The organism is Undibacterium sp. Tian12W, from assembly GCF_049339405.1.
Taxonomy (GTDB): domain Bacteria; phylum Pseudomonadota; class Gammaproteobacteria; order Burkholderiales; family Burkholderiaceae_D; genus Undibacterium.
In genome coordinates this window covers 217,171-234,436 of record NZ_JBMPPK010000008.1, presented here as the reverse complement: position 1 = coordinate 234,436, position 17,266 = coordinate 217,171, and the positions used below count along the sequence as shown (strand labels likewise).

Sequence of the window (17,266 nt, the reverse complement as noted above, 5' to 3'; positions counted from 1 at the left end):
AAATAAATTGATAGCCTGAACTTACCAGTTTGCTTTGGACAAAATAACCAACCACTTGCGCAGTACCAGCATTTCCAGATGCCCGGCCTGTATGCCTGTACTGCAATCGAGTACAGGATTGACATAGTAAGAACGCTGCCGGAAGTCGCGGCAAACAAAAATTTCGCGACGTCCCAGGCGCATTACAAAAGAGCTTGGGGCAAATTGCAGGCTGAAGCGTGTATCAAAAGACTGTTCGAGGTTTGCCATAATTTCAATCTCCATATCGGTTGGTATGTGATAGAGGAACTTCATCAAAACAGCCATGCGTTCATCCATGGACGAACTTTAACACAAACTACTGTATGCAAAATCAGTATTTTAAAAACTGTGGTTTTCTCACCTCTCTGTAATTTCTTGCTCCAGTCACATAACACGGGCACATAAAATAAACTTTGAAGTCTGCCGCCATATTACATATACTGTATATTTAATCAGTATATGTAATATGACCCACGTTTCCTCACTTCCTCCTGAACGCATACACCCCGCATTGTGGCGTGCATCGCAACTGGCGCGTGGTCAGGGTGGCTATTTGCCCAGTGGCTATGCAGAACTCAATAATGAACTACCCGGTAATGGCTGGCCACAGGGGCAATTAACCGAGATTTTGCTGCCGCAGCTTGCCACTGCCGAACTCAGCTTGCTCAAACCCGCCTTAAGCCAGCTTGATGGGCGTCCCATTGTTTTATTGACGCCGCCTTATATACCGCAAGCATTGGCTTTTGCATGCACAGGCTTGCAATCATCGCAGTTGATATGGATACGCTGCCAGAAACATGTTGATGCTTTGTGGGCGGCTGAACAGGTATTGCGCAATAGCAGTTGTGGTGCGCTACTGTTCTGGACATCCAGCATCCGCAGTGAAGCTTTGCGTCGTTTGCACCTGGCAGCACAAAGCTCGGAGACTTTATTCTTTTTGATGCGTGACATGCGGGCGGCACAGCAAGCCTCTCCCGCTCCCTTGCGATTGAGTGTCCAGACCAGCCAATATGGTCTGGAGCTGGGCATACTCAAACGCCGTGGCAGCCAGCGCGATGCTCCGCTGGCATTGCATGTGCCCGATCATCCTTATTTGTATGCCTATGCTCATCCAGGCAAAGAAAAACTTGCGACAAACTATGGCAACTTGCCCACCACTGTGGATAGCCGTTCACCTGCCTTTACTCCAGCTTGAGGTGTTTGTCACTCCCTTGTTTGCTCAGCAAGAGACACAAGTCAGTGTGATACTCCATCAAGGCCGGGTAACGTCCATGTCTGAATCTGCCGATCAGGCTGGCATACGCTTGAATATGCGCGCAGGTGGTGTGCAAATGCTGTCTGCCGATGCTGATTATTATCAGCGTGATCACAATAAAGAGAAGCTGGCATTACAGGCGGTAGCAACAGCCTTGCTGCAATACTCGCCACAAGTCTGCCTGGCAGAAGATGATTGCATACTGGTTGATATCAGTGCCAGTCTGAGTTTGTTTGGGGGTATACGCGCTTTGCGTAAACGCGTGCTGGAAAGCATGCGCATTCTCGGTTATACAGCAACGACAGGCATTGCTCCCGTTGCCAGGGCTGCCTGGTTATTGGCCAAACAGGCATCGCGCAAACTACCCAGAGGGCAGCATGTTTTTAAACTGCAAAGATTGAGCCAGCGTCTGGACAGGCTACCGGTCAGATTGCTCACCGCAGCTGAGCCTTTGACTGAGTTATTGCAGGGCATAGCCTGCTATAGCCTCAGAGATTTACGACAATTACCCCGCCCGGGCTTGCAGAGGCGTTGCGGCAAAGCTTTACTCATGGAGCTGGATCAGGTCTATGGTGAGCAAGCTGAAGTACACGAATGGTATCTGGCAGCACCAGAATTCAAAGTCAAAATCGAATTACCAGACCGTATAGAGCTTGCAGAATCACTACTTATTTTTGCCCGCAGCCTGCTGGCCCAATTGCTAGGATGGCTGGCAGCGCAGCAACTCGCAGTTACGCATATACATATGGAGTTATTGCATGAACGCGGTCGCCAGGCCATCCCGCCGACTATGTTTGATCTGCAACTGGCACAAGCATGCTGGCAAGAGTCGCATCTGCTGAGTTTGTTTAAAGAAAAACTCAGCCAGCTCAAGCTGGATAGTGCCGTCATCGGCATGCTGCTGGAAGTAAAGCAGACTATCTTGCGCGAAGCACAAAGCTACACCTTGTTCCCTGAACCTGGTGGGCAGGCAAATGAACATAAGCGCTTGCTTGAACTTCTTGTCGCTCGTCTGGGCGAAGATAATGTCTTGCAGCCAGCGCCACAAGCAGACCATAGGGCCGATATTGCCAATCACTGGATTTCTGTCATCAAGAAAGCTCCGTCACCCTGCCCTGCATCCGCTTTGGCAGGCTATGCCCTGCGCCCTAACTGGTTATTGCCGCAGCCGCTGGCGCTGGACATTTACGAACATCGTCCTTATTACGGCTCAGAACTCAAACTTGTTTCTCCGGCTGAACGCATAGAAGCAGGCTGGTGGCATGAGCAGATACAAACCCGGGATTACTACATCGCTGTCGATAAGCGCCATGTGCGTTACTGGATTTATCGCGAGCGCGCCAATGATCCCGACAGTGAAGAACCTGTCTGGTTCTTGCATGGCATTTTTGGATAGTATTTTGGATATATCAACATGAGTGCCTTCCTGCCCGAATATGCCGAATTATTTTGCATGAGCAATTTCAGCTTCCTGCATGGAGCATCACATTCAGAAGAACTGGTGGCGCGTGCGATTAAACTGGATTATCGCGCCCTGGCCATTACCGACGAGTGTTCCTTTGCTGGCTTGGCAAGAGCATATACAGCGGCAAAAAATACCGGCTTGCATCTCATCATCGGTGCTCACTTTAAACTGGAAGATATAGAAGCGCCTGAAAATAATGTGCATCTGATTGCCCTTGCACAAAACCGTGAAGGCTATGGCAATTTATCTGAAATGATCACTCTTGGCAGATGCCGGGCAACCAAGGGTAGTTACTTATTGACGCCCAAAGATTTCGTCACGCCACCGCTGGGTTTGGAACACTTGTCTGGCTTGCCAGATTGCCTGCTGATACTGGTACCAGCCTACCCCGCAGAAAGTAATGTACTACTGAAACAAGCCAAATGGTTGAAGCAAAACTTCCCTGGTCGCGCCTGGATAGGTTTGAATTTGTTGATGCAAATTGCAGATGAATATCAAAAACAGCTGGTTGATGAGGTCGCTGAATCTGTACAATTACCAGTCGTTGCCATTGGCCAGGTCACCATGCATGTGCGTTCACGCAAGCCCTTGCAAGATACTATGACTGCCATACGCTTATGCCAGCCTATCACTGAGTGTGGTTACACCCTGGCGATGAATGCAGAACAGCATCTGCGCTCACGCCTGCGGTTGGCGACGATCTATCCGCTGCATACCCTGGCCGAAACTGTGAAAATCGCAGATCTGTGCAGCTTTTCATTGGATGAATTACGCTATGAGTATCCGCACGAGCTGGTGCCTAAAGGATATACGCCTGCCAGTTATTTAAAGCTTCAGGTCTATAAGGGAGCTGATCTGCGCTATCCGCAAGGTTTGCCCTCATCAGTAAAAAACAAAATAGAACATGAGCTGCACCTGATTAATGATCTGGCTTATGAACCTTATTTTTTGACAGTGTTTGATATCGTTAATTTCGCCAGACAAAAGGAAATACTCTGCCAGGGACGTGGCTCGGCCGCAAACAGTGTGGTCTGTTATTGCCTGCATATCACCGAAGTCAACCCAGAGACACATACCTTGTTGTTTGAACGTTTCCTGTCCAAGGAAAGAGGCGAGCCGCCGGACATCGATGTCGATTTTGAGCATCAGCGTCGCGAACAAGTCATGCAGTATATCTATGATAAATACGGACGTGACCGCGCTGCCATAGCTGCGGCAGTGCACACTTACCACCCGCGTGGCGCCTTGCGTGATGTGGGGAAAGCTCTGGGCGTAGATCTGGCCATCGTCGATGCCGTGGCAAAATCGCATCGCTGGTTTGATAGCAAACAAGAATTATTCAAGCGATTCACTGAATGTGGCCTGGACACCAACTCTCCTATCGCCCAGCAATGGGCATTATTAACAGGAAAATTATTGCGCTTCCCACGTCACCTATCCCAGCATAGCGGTGGCTTCGTCATCGCACGCGGCAAATTATCCAGGCTGGTGCCGATAGAAAATGCAGCAATGGAAAAGCGCAATGTGATTCAATGGGATAAGGATGATCTTGAATCTTTGGGCTTGCTCAAGGTCGATGTGCTGGCCCTTGGCATGCTGTCTGCATTACGGCGGGCTTTTGACTTGATGGCCACCTTGCCAGGCAAACCTAAGTGCATGCAGGATGTGCCACGCGAAGATCCGCTGACTTACGACATGATCTGCAAGGCAGACACCGTCGGGGTGTTCCAGATAGAATCCCGGGCGCAGATGAGTATGCTCCCACGCTTGAGGCCCAGAGAATTCTATGATCTGGTAATACAAATTGCCATTGTGCGGCCCGGCCCTATACAAGGCGGCATGGTGCACCCTTATTTACAAAGACGCCAGGGTAAGCAGCCTGTAGAAATACATGAAAATCCGGGAATGCGGGCTGCGCTGCAACGCACTCTGGGGATACCTATTTTCCAGGAACAGGTCATGCAGATTGCCATGCATGCGGCAGATTTTACGGCGGGAGAAGCGGACGGCTTGCGCCGTGCAATGGCAGCCTGGAAACGGAAAGGCGGCCTGGAGGGGTATAAGGAGAAAATCGTGAACGGTATGCTTAAGAATGGTTATGAAGAAATTTTTGCTAAAGCGATTTTTGAGCAAATGAAGGGTTTTGGTGATTACGGCTTCCCTGAAAGCCATTCAGCCAGCTTTGCCATCCTCGCGTACTTCAGTAGCTGGATCAAGCGTCATGAGCCTGCGGTGTTTTTATGCTCGTTATTGAATTCCCAACCCTTGGGGTTTTATTCACCTTCCCAATTGATACAGGATGCCCGTCGCCACGATGTGCAAGTCAGTGCCATCGACGTGACTTGTAGCGACTGGGATTCTTCACTTGAGACAGAGATGAAACTCAATAGATTTACCGAAACTCTGCAACCCACCGTGCGCATGGGTTTCTCTTTGTTATATGGCATGTCCAAGGAAGCTGCCATACGTATCATGCAGGCGCGCCAGCAGCAGGCTTTTATTGATGTACATGATCTGGCAAAGCGCGCGCAGTTGAGCCAGCATGATTTGCATGTACTGGCTGCCGGCAATGCCTTGTCAGCGCTGGCCGGACATAGAAGGCAGGCTTTGTGGCAAGCAGTAGGTGCCATGCCGGACAAGGATTTGTTGCGTGTTACCAGCATACAGGAGCAAGTGCCGCAACTGAAAGCCCCTTCAGAAGCACAGGAAATTTATAGCGATTACCATGCCACAGGATTCAGTCTGCAGCGCCATCCTCTTGCTTTGCTACGACCACAATTGCTGGCCAAGCGTTTTTTGCCCGCAGAAATGCTGAATACTTTTCAGCAAGGGCAATTTGCGCGCGGCTGCGGCCTGGTCACGGTAAGGCAAAGACCGCAGACGGCCAAGGGCGTCATCTTCATCACCATAGAGGATGAAACCGGCCCGGTGAATGTGATTATCTGGCCAAATGTACTGGAAAAACAGCGCAGTGAAGTCTTGAGTGCGCCACTGCTGGGCGTATATGGTATCTGGCAATGCGAAGCCGAAGTCAGGCATCTGGTTGCCAAACGCCTGGTGGATATGTCGCATCTTCTGGGGCAGCTGGAAGTGGGCAGCAGGAACTTTTGCTAAGTTCCCCTGCCCTGCTCCAGATAGAAATATGCAGCAATTACTCTGGATTCCCTTCAGGCAAAGTCAGGCGACCAGTGTGATAATCATATTCATACACCTCGCCGTAACGTCCCCACTCAATGGCAACCTCAAGTACGCGTTTTGCTTCGTCAGATTTCAAAAACTCTTCCAGCAAATCTATCAGTGGTTCTTCAGACAAGCTGCCACTGGTTTCCGTTTCCAGATTACGACGTATATGTGCCGCCAAGGGGACATGAGTCAGCAGTTGCTGGCCAAACAATTCCTGCTTTTGCGCCTGCTCTGCTTCTACATATTTTTTACCCAGTAGCGTCAGCATGATGTCGCCTTTTTCCAGTACGGCAAAACCCAACAGGCTCAGGGCTTCATAGGTCGGGAATAATTCTTCATCCGACAATTCAGCTTCTTCTGCCAGTTGCGGCAAGTCGGCACGGCCATTGAATGGTGCCTCTGCCAGCAAATCGAGAATACCTTCAATACGGCTGACATCCGTCTCAGGCAGGCGATAACCCAGGTGGCGCGTATTGGGTGTATCCGCCGCAGCTTCATGCGTCGCGCGCATGGTCATCAAGCCATATACTTCATCAATCAAGGCGCGCACTTCCAGCGAATCGACATTACGCGGCCTCGGTAGGTCTATCTTGATCTCACATCTGACCGAGCCTGGGTCGCTGGACAGGATAATGATGCGGTCTGCCATCATGACGGCTTCTTCAATATTATGAGAAACGATGAGGATGCCCTTGGTGGATATACGGTCTTCTTCCCACAATTCCAGCATGTCATTACGCAGGGTTTCACCTGTCAGCACATCTAGGGCAGAAAAAGCTTCATCCATGAGCAGCACATCAGGATTGGTGACCAGTGCCCTGGCTATACCAACACGTTGTTTCATGCCGCCAGAAAGCTCACGTGGCAAGGCACCGCCAAAACCAGCCAGGCCTATCAATTCGAGAACTGCATCGGCTCTTTGCTCGCGTTCTGCTGCTGGTACACCCTGGGCTTCGAGCCCCAGTTCCACATTCTGCTGCACAGTCAACCATGGGAATAAGGCAAAGGACTGGAACACCATGGCTATGCCTGCCACTGGCCCACCAATTGCCTTGTCGCGATAAGCCACTTTGCCTGCATCAGCCGGTATCAAACCAGCCATGATGCGCAATAAGGTGGATTTGCCAGAACCGGATTTGCCCAGCAAGGCGACGATTTCGCCATCTTTGAGTTGAAAATCAACCTTGTCCAGTATCAGGCGCGATTTACCATCTGCTGCTTTAAAGGATTTTGCGACCTGATTCAGATCGAGTAATAAATTTTGAGTCATCTTGAACTCCTTGATGAATAATCCAGGCGTAAGCGCTATGGCTCAACGCAGATGGTCTTCGGCCAGCAAATACAATTTGCGCCAGAAAAAACGGTTCAGCAGCATGACGAATATGCACATCACGCCTATGCCCAAGGCGATACGGTGAAAGTCCCCCGTCTCCGTCATTTGCTTGATATAACTACCCAGGCCATCGGCCACCAGCGTAGTTTTACCCCAGGTGACATACTCAGCCACGATACTCGCATTCCATGAGCCGCCACTGGCTGTGATTGCACCCGTGATATAGCTGGGGAAAACAGCAGGCAAATATACGCGCTTCCACTTCAGCCAGCCTTTCAACCCCAGATTGTCTGCAGCCAACCGCAGTTCATTGGGAATGGTGGCAGCACCAGCCACGACATTGAACAGGATGTACCACTGCGTACCAAACACCATCAAGGGGCTGAGCCAGATATTTGGTGTCAGGTTGAAAGTCACCATGGCAAATACCACCAGGGGGAACATCAGATTGACAGGAAATGCCGCCAAAAACTGCGCCATTGCCTGCACTTTTTGCGAATACTGTGGGCGCAAACCTATCCAGACTGCCACCGGCACCCAGAACAATGAAGCGAGGGCAATCAACAACATGACGCGCACCAGGGTAATCAAGCCCAGACCAAGCACATGCGCCACTTCAGCCCAACCCACCACACTGTGTATGAAAATGAACAGGCTGTACATGGCAAAAACAGAGGCCAGCAACAAAACGGCATCCAGGACTTTAGGCCAGGCAGGATGGGTGAAACGCTGATTTACCTGTACGGTAGTACCATCACCTTGCACACTAAACCATGACAAGCCGCGCCCAAGGAAGAGCCAGAACCTGGCTATCCAGGCGCGGAATAAACGGCTGCTGCGCATCCAGTCCAGCAACCATGATTGCTGCGCAGTGTCACCCTGGGTCTCTTCAAAGCGGAACTTGTCGGCCCAGGCCAGCAAAGGACGGAAAAACAACTGGTCATACAGCAAAATGCCTATCAGCATGGCAGCAATTGCCCAGGTGATGGCCAGGCCGTCCCTGGCTTCAATCGCTACAGCAATATACGAACCTATACCCGGCAATTTAATGTCTTGCCCAGCCACAGAAATTGCCTCGGCAGCGACAAGGAAAAACCAGCCACCGGACATGGACATCATCATATTCCAGAGCAGGCCTGGCATGGCGAATGGCAATTCCAGACGCCAGAACCGCTGCCAACCAGACAGCCTGAATATCTGCGCCGCTTCTTTCAATTCAGGTGGAACATTGCGTATGGATTGATACAGGCTGAATGCCATATTCCATGCCTGGGAAGTGAAAATTGCAAAAATAGCTGCGCACTCCACACCCAGCAAATTACCGGGGAACAAGGCAATAAAAGGGGCAATCGCAATCGCCTGAAAACCGAGAATAGGCACAGATTGCAAGATATCCAGCGCCGGTATCATGACTTTTTCAGCAGCGGCATATTTGGCAGCGATGGCTGCAAATATCAGGCTGAAGACCAGGGAAAAAGCCAATGCCGTAAACATGCGCAAAATGGTGCGCAATAAATAGTAAGGCAGATAGGCAGGATCAAGACTGATCTGCAAAGCCTCGCCCACGGCGAAAGGACGGCTCATCTGCATGGCGGCAAATGCAAAAATACCCAATACAGCCAAAACCAAAGGGAGCAGAGCCCAGTCCCAGCGATTTGGGCCTTTACTTTCAGTGACTACATCACGTGCCTGGAAACGGAACAATTCAAACATGAATACTCCTCAGATCAAGCGAAGTGATAACAAAAAAACGGCACATAGCATACCTCCTGTCACAAACATCAAGTCTGGACAAAGATGAACTGCGCGGCTGCGCACATGCATACTGGCTATAGCCAGCGCCACGCAAGATTTAAAACAGGGGTAAAAGTAGAGAGCAGCATGACTGCTGCGAAAGACTACTACCCGCCAAATGGCAAGGTAGCAAGAGAAAATCTGTGCTTACATTGCCAAGTTGAGTGATGATCGACAACTATAACTGTCCACAGATGTGCTCCGAAAATGAGATGCGCGAACTTTAACATAGACTTTGTTTTGCAAGCAAGATGTTGCAGCGCAAAAAACTTATTTTTTTGTAGCTTGCATACGTTCTCTCAGAACAGCAGCAATTTCTCTTTGCTCAACTTCAACCGCAAAATCAAGAGCGGTTAAACCCAGATCATTCTTGAGAAATGGGTCCGCCCCCTCTTCCAGCAAGAGATTGACGATAAGATGCTTGCCCGTACGGGCAGCCATCATCAACGGGGTGGTTTTGTTGGGGGATTCAGCGTCTATATAGGCCGATTTTTCCAGTAACAAGGCAACAATATCCTTATTGCCGCCAGCAGCAGCATAGTGCAAGGCACACCAGCCAACTTGATTGATCTCTGCATCATGATCGACCACTGCTTTAACGAAGGGAAAATTTCCAAGATAGCTGGCCAACATCAAAATAGTGTCGCCATTACTGGCCCTGGCTTCGAGTTTGATATCTTTGCGATCAAGCAAGAATTGGAAAACTTTTTTTGAATCTTCGCGCAAAGCAATCATTAACAGGGTTTCGCCACGAATTGCCTCTGTGATATTGACACTCACACCACGTTGCAATAACTCATTCACCTTATCAACCTGATCAAAGCGTACAGCAAAAATCAAATCTTCCTGTTCATCAGCAAAAGCGCAGGTAAAAGATAGCCACAATAACAAACAAGCCAGGCAACGCAGATGAAATTTTCTTGATAAAAACAATGCAGATGGCAGGGCTGTTTGCATATCAGACCTTAATGGGCAAATTGAAACAGTTGGAAGAAATTTCTGGTCGTGGTCTCTTGCACTTCTTTGACAGAGATACCTCTCAAATCTGCCAGGAATTCACCCACATGCCGCACAAAACCAGGTTCATTCGTTTTGCCGCGATGTGGCGCTGGTGCCAGATAAGGTGAGTCAGTTTCTATCAAAATGCGGTCCAGCGGCAAAGCTTTTGCTACTGCCTGCAAATCTTTGGCACTTTTGAAAGTCAGAATGCCGGAGAATGAAATATAAAATCCAAGCTCCACTGCTGCCTGCGCAACTTCCAGCGACTCAGTAAAGCAATGCATAACACCGGCCACACCACCCTGCCCTGTGCCTGCGCCCTCTTCTTTCAGTATGCGTATAGTATCTTCAGAGGCTGCACGGGTATGAATAATCAGTGGTTTGCGGCAAATACGCGAGGCACGGATATGCTGCCTGAAACGTTCACGCTGCCATTCAAGGTCACCCTTCAAGCGAAAGTAGTCAAGCCCGGTTTCACCGATGGCGATAATTTTGTCGTGATCTGCCAATTGGACTAATTGCTCTGCCGTTGGTTCTTCTGTTTCTTCATAATCAGGATGCACACCTACGGATGCATAGATGTGCGGATATTGTTCAGCCAGTGCCAGCACCTGAGGAAAATCTGGCAGGTCAACCGAAACGCACAACGCATGGGTCACGCCATTTTCCTGCATCTTGCCCAATATCTCCGGCAAACGCTCAGCCAGCTCGGGAAAATTGATATGACAATGAGAATCAACGTACATGCTTGCTACTCTTAAAGAAATTGGGTGCAGTGATAGTCAGTAAATACCTGAGGCAAACTGCCTCAGGATGCTGAGATCAATTGTAATACGGCTTGCGCCGAGACGTTGGCAGTGTCGCGCAAGAGGGAATGATGCATATCGACGAAGCGTTGTTTCAGGCGTTCCTGCAAGGCTTCGTCACTTAACTGCTGCCACAATGCATCTGCCATTGCATCTGGTCTGGCGGCTGATTGCAAAAATTCTGGCACCAGGAATTCTCGTGCGAGGATATTCGGCAAACCTATCCACGGCTGGTAACCCATGTGCCGCAAAATCTGCCATGAAGCTTCCATCATCTTGTAGGCAATCACCATGGGCTTTTTGAACAGCGCCACTTCCAGTGATGCAGTGCCTGAAGCAACCAGTACCGTATCCGCTGCCGCAATGGCGGTGTGTGAACGGCCATCAATCAGCAGCACTGGCACGTTATCGAGCTTGGCATCAACCACCAGCTTGATGTAATAACTGCGCTGCTTTTCGCCGGCCATGGGCACGACGATTTGCAAATGCGGGTCACGCTGGCACAATATCTTGGCAGTCTGGATAAAGGCTTCAGTATTGTATTTGATCTCGGACATGCGGCTGCCCGGCAAGATCGTTACCACCCTGGCATTCTTGTCCAACCCCAGCTCATCCCTGGCAGCTGCCATGTCGGTTTCCATGGGAATAACCTGGGCCAGTGGATGGCCCACATAAGTCACAGGTATGCCAGCCTTGCGGTAAATCTCTTCTTCAAAGGGAAACACCACCAGCATGTGGGAAACTGCTTCAGCGATCTTTTTGATACGCCCACCACGCCAGGCCCAGATCGATGGGCTGATGTAATGCATGGTAGGAATACCAGCACGCTTTAACTGGATTTCCAGATCCAGATTAAAGTCTGGCGCATCAACACCGATGAAGACATCCGGTTTTTCCAGCAATAACTGTTCACGCAATTGCTTGCGTATGCCGCTGATTTCACGATAATGCGCCAGCACTTCAAACAAGCCGCGCACGGATAGCTTATCCATCGGCCAGTCATTGATGAAACCGTGCTCAGCCATGCGCGGGCCACCTATGCCATGCATGTGAGCATCAGGCAAAGCCGGACACAGGCCGGACAAGAGGCGATTGGCTAGCATGTCGCCGGAAGTTTCTCCGGCAACCATCGCAATAATTGGGCGATTTGCTTGATTTGTCACAGCAGCTTAACGGACTATGCCGCGTGTCGCAGCATCCAGGAAATGGCGCATAGATTGCACATGAAGCGCTACATCGGCTTCCAGCGCGGCAATCTGTTCATCTATTGCTGTCTTGGCTTCTTCCAGAGTCAGGCCAGATTTATAGATGAGTTTATAGGACTGGCGTATCGCTGCAATTTGTTCACGGCTAAAACCACGGCGCTTCAAACCTTCGACATTAATGCCATGGGCTGCAGCCGGATTGCCATTCAACATGACGAACGGCGGCACGTCTTGCAATAAGGACGTACCCATGCCACACATGGCATGTGCACCTATCTTGCAGAACTGGTGGACATTGGTAAAACCACCCAGTATCACCCAGTCACCGACATGCACGTGACCAGCCAAAGCGGCGTTATTGGCGAATATGACGTTGTTGCCAACCTGGCAGTCATGTGCCAGATGCACATAGGCCATGATCCAGTTATCGTTACCCAGGCGGGTAACGCCGTTGTCCTGAACCGTACCCAGATTGAAGGTGCAAAATTCACGAATGACGTTATTATCACCAATTTCCAGGCGCGTAGGTTCGCCCGCATATTTCTTGTCTTGCGGTGCTGCCCCTATGGAAGAAAACTGATAGAAGGTATTGTTACGGCCTATTGTCGTATGCCCTTCAATGACAACATGCGGGCCTATCTTGGTACCCTCAGCTATCGTCACATTGGGGCCGATAATGGAATAGGCACCCACTTCAACCGTGCTGTCCAGCTTGGCTTTAGGGTCTATCAGTGCGCTTGGGTGGATATGCATGATCTAGCCCTCCTTGGCTTCATCTTTCGTACGCATGGTGCACATCAGTTCGCCTTCTACTGCCAATTGACCATCTACTGTCGCCCTGGCCTTGTATTTCCAGATACCGCGTGCGACCTTGATGATTTCGACTTCCATCTTCAACTGGTCACCAGGTTCAACCGGGCGCTTGAAACGTGCGCCGTCAATGCCAAGGAAATACACGATGGTATTTTCATCCGGCTTTTGGCCCATGGTCAGAAATGAGAGTATGGCAGCAGTCTGCGCCATCGCTTCTATCATCAATACACCGGGCATGACAGGTTTATTTGGAAAGTGCCCGTTAAAAAATTCTTCATTCGCCGTGACATTCTTGATGGCGGTAATGGTCTTGCCATTTTCCCAGCTCAGTACGCGATCCACCAGCAACATCGGGTAACGGTGTGGCAGGTATTCTTTGATTTGATTAATGTCCAGGCTATTCATGATCTTTTTCAGTCAGTGTTTTCATTGTTTTTTCGAGGTAGCGCATTTTTTCACGCATACCCGATAAATTACGCACGATGGCAGCAGTTTTTTCCCAGTCAGCATTTTTTGCCAAGGGATAGAAGCCAGTGTATTGCCCCGGCTCCAGTATGGAGCGCGACACCATGCTGGCAGAAGAAATATGTACATTATCGACGATGGTCAGATGGCCCAGCACCATGGCTGCGCCACCGAATGTGCAATATTTGCCTATCTTGGCACTACCCGCCACGCCTACGCAGCCAGCCATGGCAGTATGCGCGCCTATATGGCAGTTATGGCCTATCTGTATCTGGTTATCCAGCTTGACCCCTTCTTCTATGATGGTGTCAGCCAAAGCGCCACGGTCTATACTGGTGTTCGCGCCGATTTCAACATCGTCACCGATCAGCACCCTGCCCGTTTGCGGGATTTTTATCCATTGGCCTTTTTCATTGGCAAAGCCAAAGCCATCAGCGCCTATTACAGCACCAGAATGGATAATGCAACGCTGCCCCAGAACACAATAGTCATAGATGCTGACATTTGCATGAATCAGACTATGGTCGCCGATCACTACGCCACGGCCTATCACGACACCTGGCTTGATGACAACATGCTCACCAATCACTGCTTCAGCATCGATGCTGGCATTAGCCCCTATGCTGGCAGTGGCAGCGACTATCGCGTGGGGACTGACCCATGCTGCAGGATGCACGCCGACTGTTGCGGGTATTGCATTGAGTGACGCAAAGTACTGCGCCGCACGGGCAAAATACACATAAGGTTGCGGGACAATGAGACAAATGCCAGCATAGTCTTTGCCAATTTGCTCGAAATCGGTTTGCGTCAAAATCAATGCAGCAGCCTGGGTAGCCGCTGCCTTGTGACGGAACTTGGGATTGGACAGAAAGGTAATATGCTGTTCACTGGCCTCATCCAGAGGGGCAATGCCAGTGACAGTGATATCTGGTGAACCAGTCAATTGACCACCGAAGCGATCGACCAATTCACCCAGCCGAATGCTTGCGGTCATAGGAATTATTTGGAGAGTGCTTTGAGAACTTTATCAGTGATGTCGATGCGGGCGCTGTGATACACAGAATCTTGCAAGACCAGATCAATTTTTTCGGCTTCTGCGATTTGTTTGATCACTTTTTGCGCACGTTCTACCAATGAGGCAATTTCTTCATTCTGACGCTGGCTCACATCTTCATTATAAGAACGTTGTTTGCGCTTGAAAGCCTGGTCCAGCTCAGTAATTTCACGCTGACGGACAATACGGTCAGATTCTGACAATAAAGGCGCATCTTTTTCATACTTTTCAGCTGTCGCCTTCAATTTTTTTGCCAGGTTTTCCAGTTCTTCACCACGCTTTTGAAATTCAACTTTCAGTTTAGCCTCAGCCGCTTTTGCCGGAACGGATTCGCGCATCACTCTTTGAGAGTCAAATATCGCTATTTTGGTATCTTGCGCCTGAGCTTGAGCAACGCTGAAAACGCAAGCCGCACAAACCATCAAGCGTTGCAACAATTTGGTCGGGGTAGTATGTTGACTCAAAATAATCTCCGTAACACGTACTAAAACAAAACACAGCCAACATAAGCAATTAGAAACCAGTACCCATCTGGAACTGGAATGTCTGCTTCTTGTCGTCTGCCTTGGCATTCAAAGCCTTACCAAAACTCAGCTTCAATGGGCCAACTGGGGATATCCAGCTTATACCTATACCAGCAGAAAAACGTAAGTCTTTCATCCGGATTTTTTGACCTTCATCAAATACATTACCACCATCCACAAAAGTGAACCAGCGCAAGGATTTGTCGGCACCCGGGAAAGGAATCTGCAATTCCACATTGGCCAGCAAGCGGGTTGCGCCACCAAGAGCATCACCATTTGGATCTTTGGTACCCAAAGAAGATGGTTCATAACCGCGTACTGAGCCGATACCACCGGCATAGAAGTTCTTAAACAATGGATAAGGCTTGCCACCTAGACCATGTCCATAGTCAATTTCACCATTCAATGCCAAAACCACGGAGCGATAAACAGGCTGGAATAATTGTGCATTATAAATTGCACGATAATATTTAAAGCTTCCTACTGCTGCCAGTTCCAGATTGGCGCGCTGATAACGACCAATTGTTGGCGTCAACACGCTATCGCGACTATCCCTTTGCCAGGCTGCAGTCAATGGGAATGAATTAGTTACAGCTTCACCAATACCATAGTCAATCGCCGCCGTATCCTTTGAACCAGTACCGTAATCCGAAACATATTTCAGGTAACGGTATGGGCTGCCGTAGTAAGTTTCAACCTTGGTACGCTCAAAACCGACACCAAAAAACACCGTATCCACTTCAGAGAATGGTACACCGAAACGCAACGCGCCACCGGTAGTCTGAATTTTATAGTCGCCTACACTACCGATAATCGGACGCGTTGTACGGATATAAGCTTCCACATTGCGGCTAACGCCATCGTCCGTGAAATAAGGATCGGTGTGGGACAGCGCAATCGTACGGTTTTGGCGGCTGGTATTGATATCCAGGCCTATCGTATCACCACTACCAAACGCATTGGCTTGCTGGATAGAGCCAGTCAACGTCAATCTTTCGGCACTGGAGTAGCCAGCACCAAACATCAGGTTACCGGTAGGTTTTTCAGTGACAGTCAGGTTCACATCGACCTGATCAACGCTGGTTGGTACTTCAGGTGTTTCTATAGTGACATCTTTAAAATAACCAAGGCGCTCTACACGGTCACGTGATGTTTTGATTTTCTCACCGTCATACCATGAGCTTTCAAACTGGCGGAATTCGCGGCGGATAACTTCATCACGTGTGCGGGTATTACCTGCGAGGTTAATGCGGCGCACATAAACACGCTTGCCCGGATCAACAAATATCGTGAAAGCAACTTCTTTCTTTTCCTTGTTCAGGTTAGGATTTGCATTCACGTTGGCAAACGCATAACCAAAATTACCCATACGTTCAGAAATACGCTTGGTGCTTTCAGTCAGACGAGCTGCATTATAAATATTGCCTTTTTTGAGCAGCAACAAAGAGGCCAACTCCTCTTCCCTGCCCATGGTATCGCCTTCAAGCTTGATATCGGAGACGGTGTATTTATCACCTTCATCAATATTGATGGTGATGTAAATGTCTTTTTTGTCTGGAGTGATGGAAATCTGCGTGGATAAAATCTGCATTTCCAGATAACCACGGTTTTGATAGAACGAGCGCAAGGTCTCGATATCACCCGACAGTTTTTGCTTGGAATATTGATCTGCCTTGGTATACCAGGTAAACCAGCCTGGTGTCGTCAAGGTCAACAAATCACGGATTTCACCGTCAGAAAAATCTTTGTTGCCGATGATATTAATCTGGGCGATCTTGGCTACTTCCCCCTCATCCACAGCAAATGTAACGTTCACACGGTTACGTTCTATCGGCGTAATCGTGGTCGTGATTTGCATGCCATACAAGCCCTTGGACAGGTATTGGCGTTTGAGCTCTTGTTCGGCACGATCTACTGTTGCCTTATCGAAAATACGTGATTCACCAACGCCTATGTCTTTCAAGGCTTTAACGAGTGCATCTTTTTCAAATTCCTTTGTGCCAGTGAACTCCACACCAGCGATGGTAGGACGCTCTTCCAGCAAAACGATCAATACGCCGTCCTGCACTTCAATCTGAACGTCCTTGAAGAAACCCGTTGCATACAGGGATTTGATCGCAGTTGTACTTTTTGCGTCATCAAATTGCTCACCGACTTTGACAGGCAAATAGCTAAATACCGTACCAGCCTCCGTCCGTTGCAAGCCTTCTACACGTATGTCCTTGACGGTGAAGGGCTCAATCGCCAATGCGTTTCCGGTGCAAAGTGCTAATGCAGCCAGAGATAAAGCATGACGACGAAAATGGGCTAAAGTGAACTGCTCGATATGTAATTTCATTGGGTATAAAT

Annotated in this window: 14 protein-coding genes; 3 read left to right on the top strand and 11 right to left on the bottom strand. The window is 49.3% G+C overall.

Annotated features, from left to right (window positions below):
• Window positions 1-21 precede the first annotated feature (21 nt).
• A complete protein-coding gene (locus ACO0LI_RS12325) occupies window positions 22-249 on the bottom strand; it encodes a hypothetical protein (protein ID WP_422949892.1) in 228 nt (75 codons plus the stop codon).
• Window positions 250-487: 238 nt separating this feature from the next.
• Here ACO0LI_RS12325 and imuA point away from each other — a divergent pair, with 238 nt between their 5' ends.
• The 3 genes from imuA to ACO0LI_RS12310 are packed head-to-tail and all read left to right on the top strand — an operon-like array spanning window position 488 to window position 5,855.
• Window positions 488-1,216, top strand: a complete 729-nt coding sequence (gene imuA, locus ACO0LI_RS12320; RefSeq protein ID WP_423032783.1) for a translesion DNA synthesis-associated protein ImuA — start codon at window positions 488-490, stop codon at window positions 1,214-1,216.
• Complete coding sequence (locus tag ACO0LI_RS12315) at window positions 1,149-2,672, top strand: Y-family DNA polymerase (protein WP_423032782.1); 1,524 nt, start codon at window positions 1,149-1,151, stop codon at window positions 2,670-2,672. Before imuA ends, ACO0LI_RS12315 begins: the two co-directional genes overlap by 68 nt.
• An 18-nt stretch (window positions 2,673-2,690) precedes the next feature.
• Window positions 2,691-5,855, top strand: a complete 3,165-nt coding sequence (locus tag ACO0LI_RS12310; RefSeq protein WP_423032781.1) for an error-prone DNA polymerase — start codon at window positions 2,691-2,693, stop codon at window positions 5,853-5,855.
• 37 nt (window positions 5,856-5,892) lie between these two features.
• Here the strand turns inward: ACO0LI_RS12310 and ACO0LI_RS12305 are convergent, their stop codons facing one another.
• The 10 genes from ACO0LI_RS12305 to bamA all read right to left on the bottom strand — a co-directional run bounded on the left by ACO0LI_RS12305 (window position 5,893) and on the right by bamA (window position 17,255).
• The gene (locus tag ACO0LI_RS12305) at window positions 5,893-7,194 is read right to left on the bottom strand and encodes an AAA-associated domain-containing protein (protein ID WP_423032780.1); all 1,302 of its coding nucleotides are present in this window, start codon (window positions 7,192-7,194) and stop codon (window positions 5,893-5,895) included.
• Window positions 7,195-7,236: 42 nt separating this feature from the next.
• Window positions 7,237-8,970, bottom strand: a complete 1,734-nt coding sequence (locus ACO0LI_RS12300) for an ABC transporter permease (protein WP_423032779.1) — start codon at window positions 8,968-8,970, stop codon at window positions 7,237-7,239.
• A gap of 351 nt (window positions 8,971-9,321) precedes the next feature.
• Window positions 9,322-10,008 (bottom strand): ankyrin repeat domain-containing protein, encoded by a 687-nt coding sequence (locus tag ACO0LI_RS12295; RefSeq protein ID WP_423032778.1) that lies wholly within the window; start codon window positions 10,006-10,008, stop codon window positions 9,322-9,324.
• Between the two features lie 8 nt (window positions 10,009-10,016).
• Complete coding sequence (locus ACO0LI_RS12290; protein WP_423032777.1) at window positions 10,017-10,796, bottom strand: TatD family hydrolase; 780 nt, start codon at window positions 10,794-10,796, stop codon at window positions 10,017-10,019.
• A 62-nt stretch (window positions 10,797-10,858) separates the two neighbouring features.
• The gene (lpxB, locus tag ACO0LI_RS12285; RefSeq protein ID WP_423032776.1) at window positions 10,859-12,019 is read right to left on the bottom strand and encodes a lipid-A-disaccharide synthase; all 1,161 of its coding nucleotides are present in this window, start codon (window positions 12,017-12,019) and stop codon (window positions 10,859-10,861) included.
• Window positions 12,020-12,025: 6 nt separating this feature from the next.
• Window positions 12,026-12,814, bottom strand: a complete 789-nt coding sequence (gene lpxA / locus ACO0LI_RS12280) for an acyl-ACP--UDP-N-acetylglucosamine O-acyltransferase (protein ID WP_422949883.1) — start codon at window positions 12,812-12,814, stop codon at window positions 12,026-12,028.
• A 3-nt stretch (window positions 12,815-12,817) separates the two neighbouring features.
• On the bottom strand, window positions 12,818-13,279 hold the full coding sequence (gene fabZ, locus ACO0LI_RS12275; protein WP_422949882.1) for a 3-hydroxyacyl-ACP dehydratase FabZ: 462 nt from the start codon (window positions 13,277-13,279) through the stop codon (window positions 12,818-12,820).
• Window positions 13,272-14,333, bottom strand: a complete 1,062-nt coding sequence (lpxD, locus tag ACO0LI_RS12270; protein WP_422949881.1) for a UDP-3-O-(3-hydroxymyristoyl)glucosamine N-acyltransferase — start codon at window positions 14,331-14,333, stop codon at window positions 13,272-13,274. The genes fabZ and lpxD overlap by 8 nt, the downstream gene beginning before the upstream one ends.
• A 5-nt stretch (window positions 14,334-14,338) precedes the next feature.
• Window positions 14,339-14,815, bottom strand: coding sequence for an OmpH family outer membrane protein (locus ACO0LI_RS12265; RefSeq protein ID WP_422950015.1), 477 nt, complete (start codon window positions 14,813-14,815; stop codon window positions 14,339-14,341).
• A gap of 91 nt (window positions 14,816-14,906) precedes the next feature.
• The gene (gene bamA, locus ACO0LI_RS12260; RefSeq protein ID WP_423032775.1) at window positions 14,907-17,255 is read right to left on the bottom strand and encodes an outer membrane protein assembly factor BamA; all 2,349 of its coding nucleotides are present in this window, start codon (window positions 17,253-17,255) and stop codon (window positions 14,907-14,909) included.
• Window positions 17,256-17,266 lie beyond the last annotated feature (11 nt).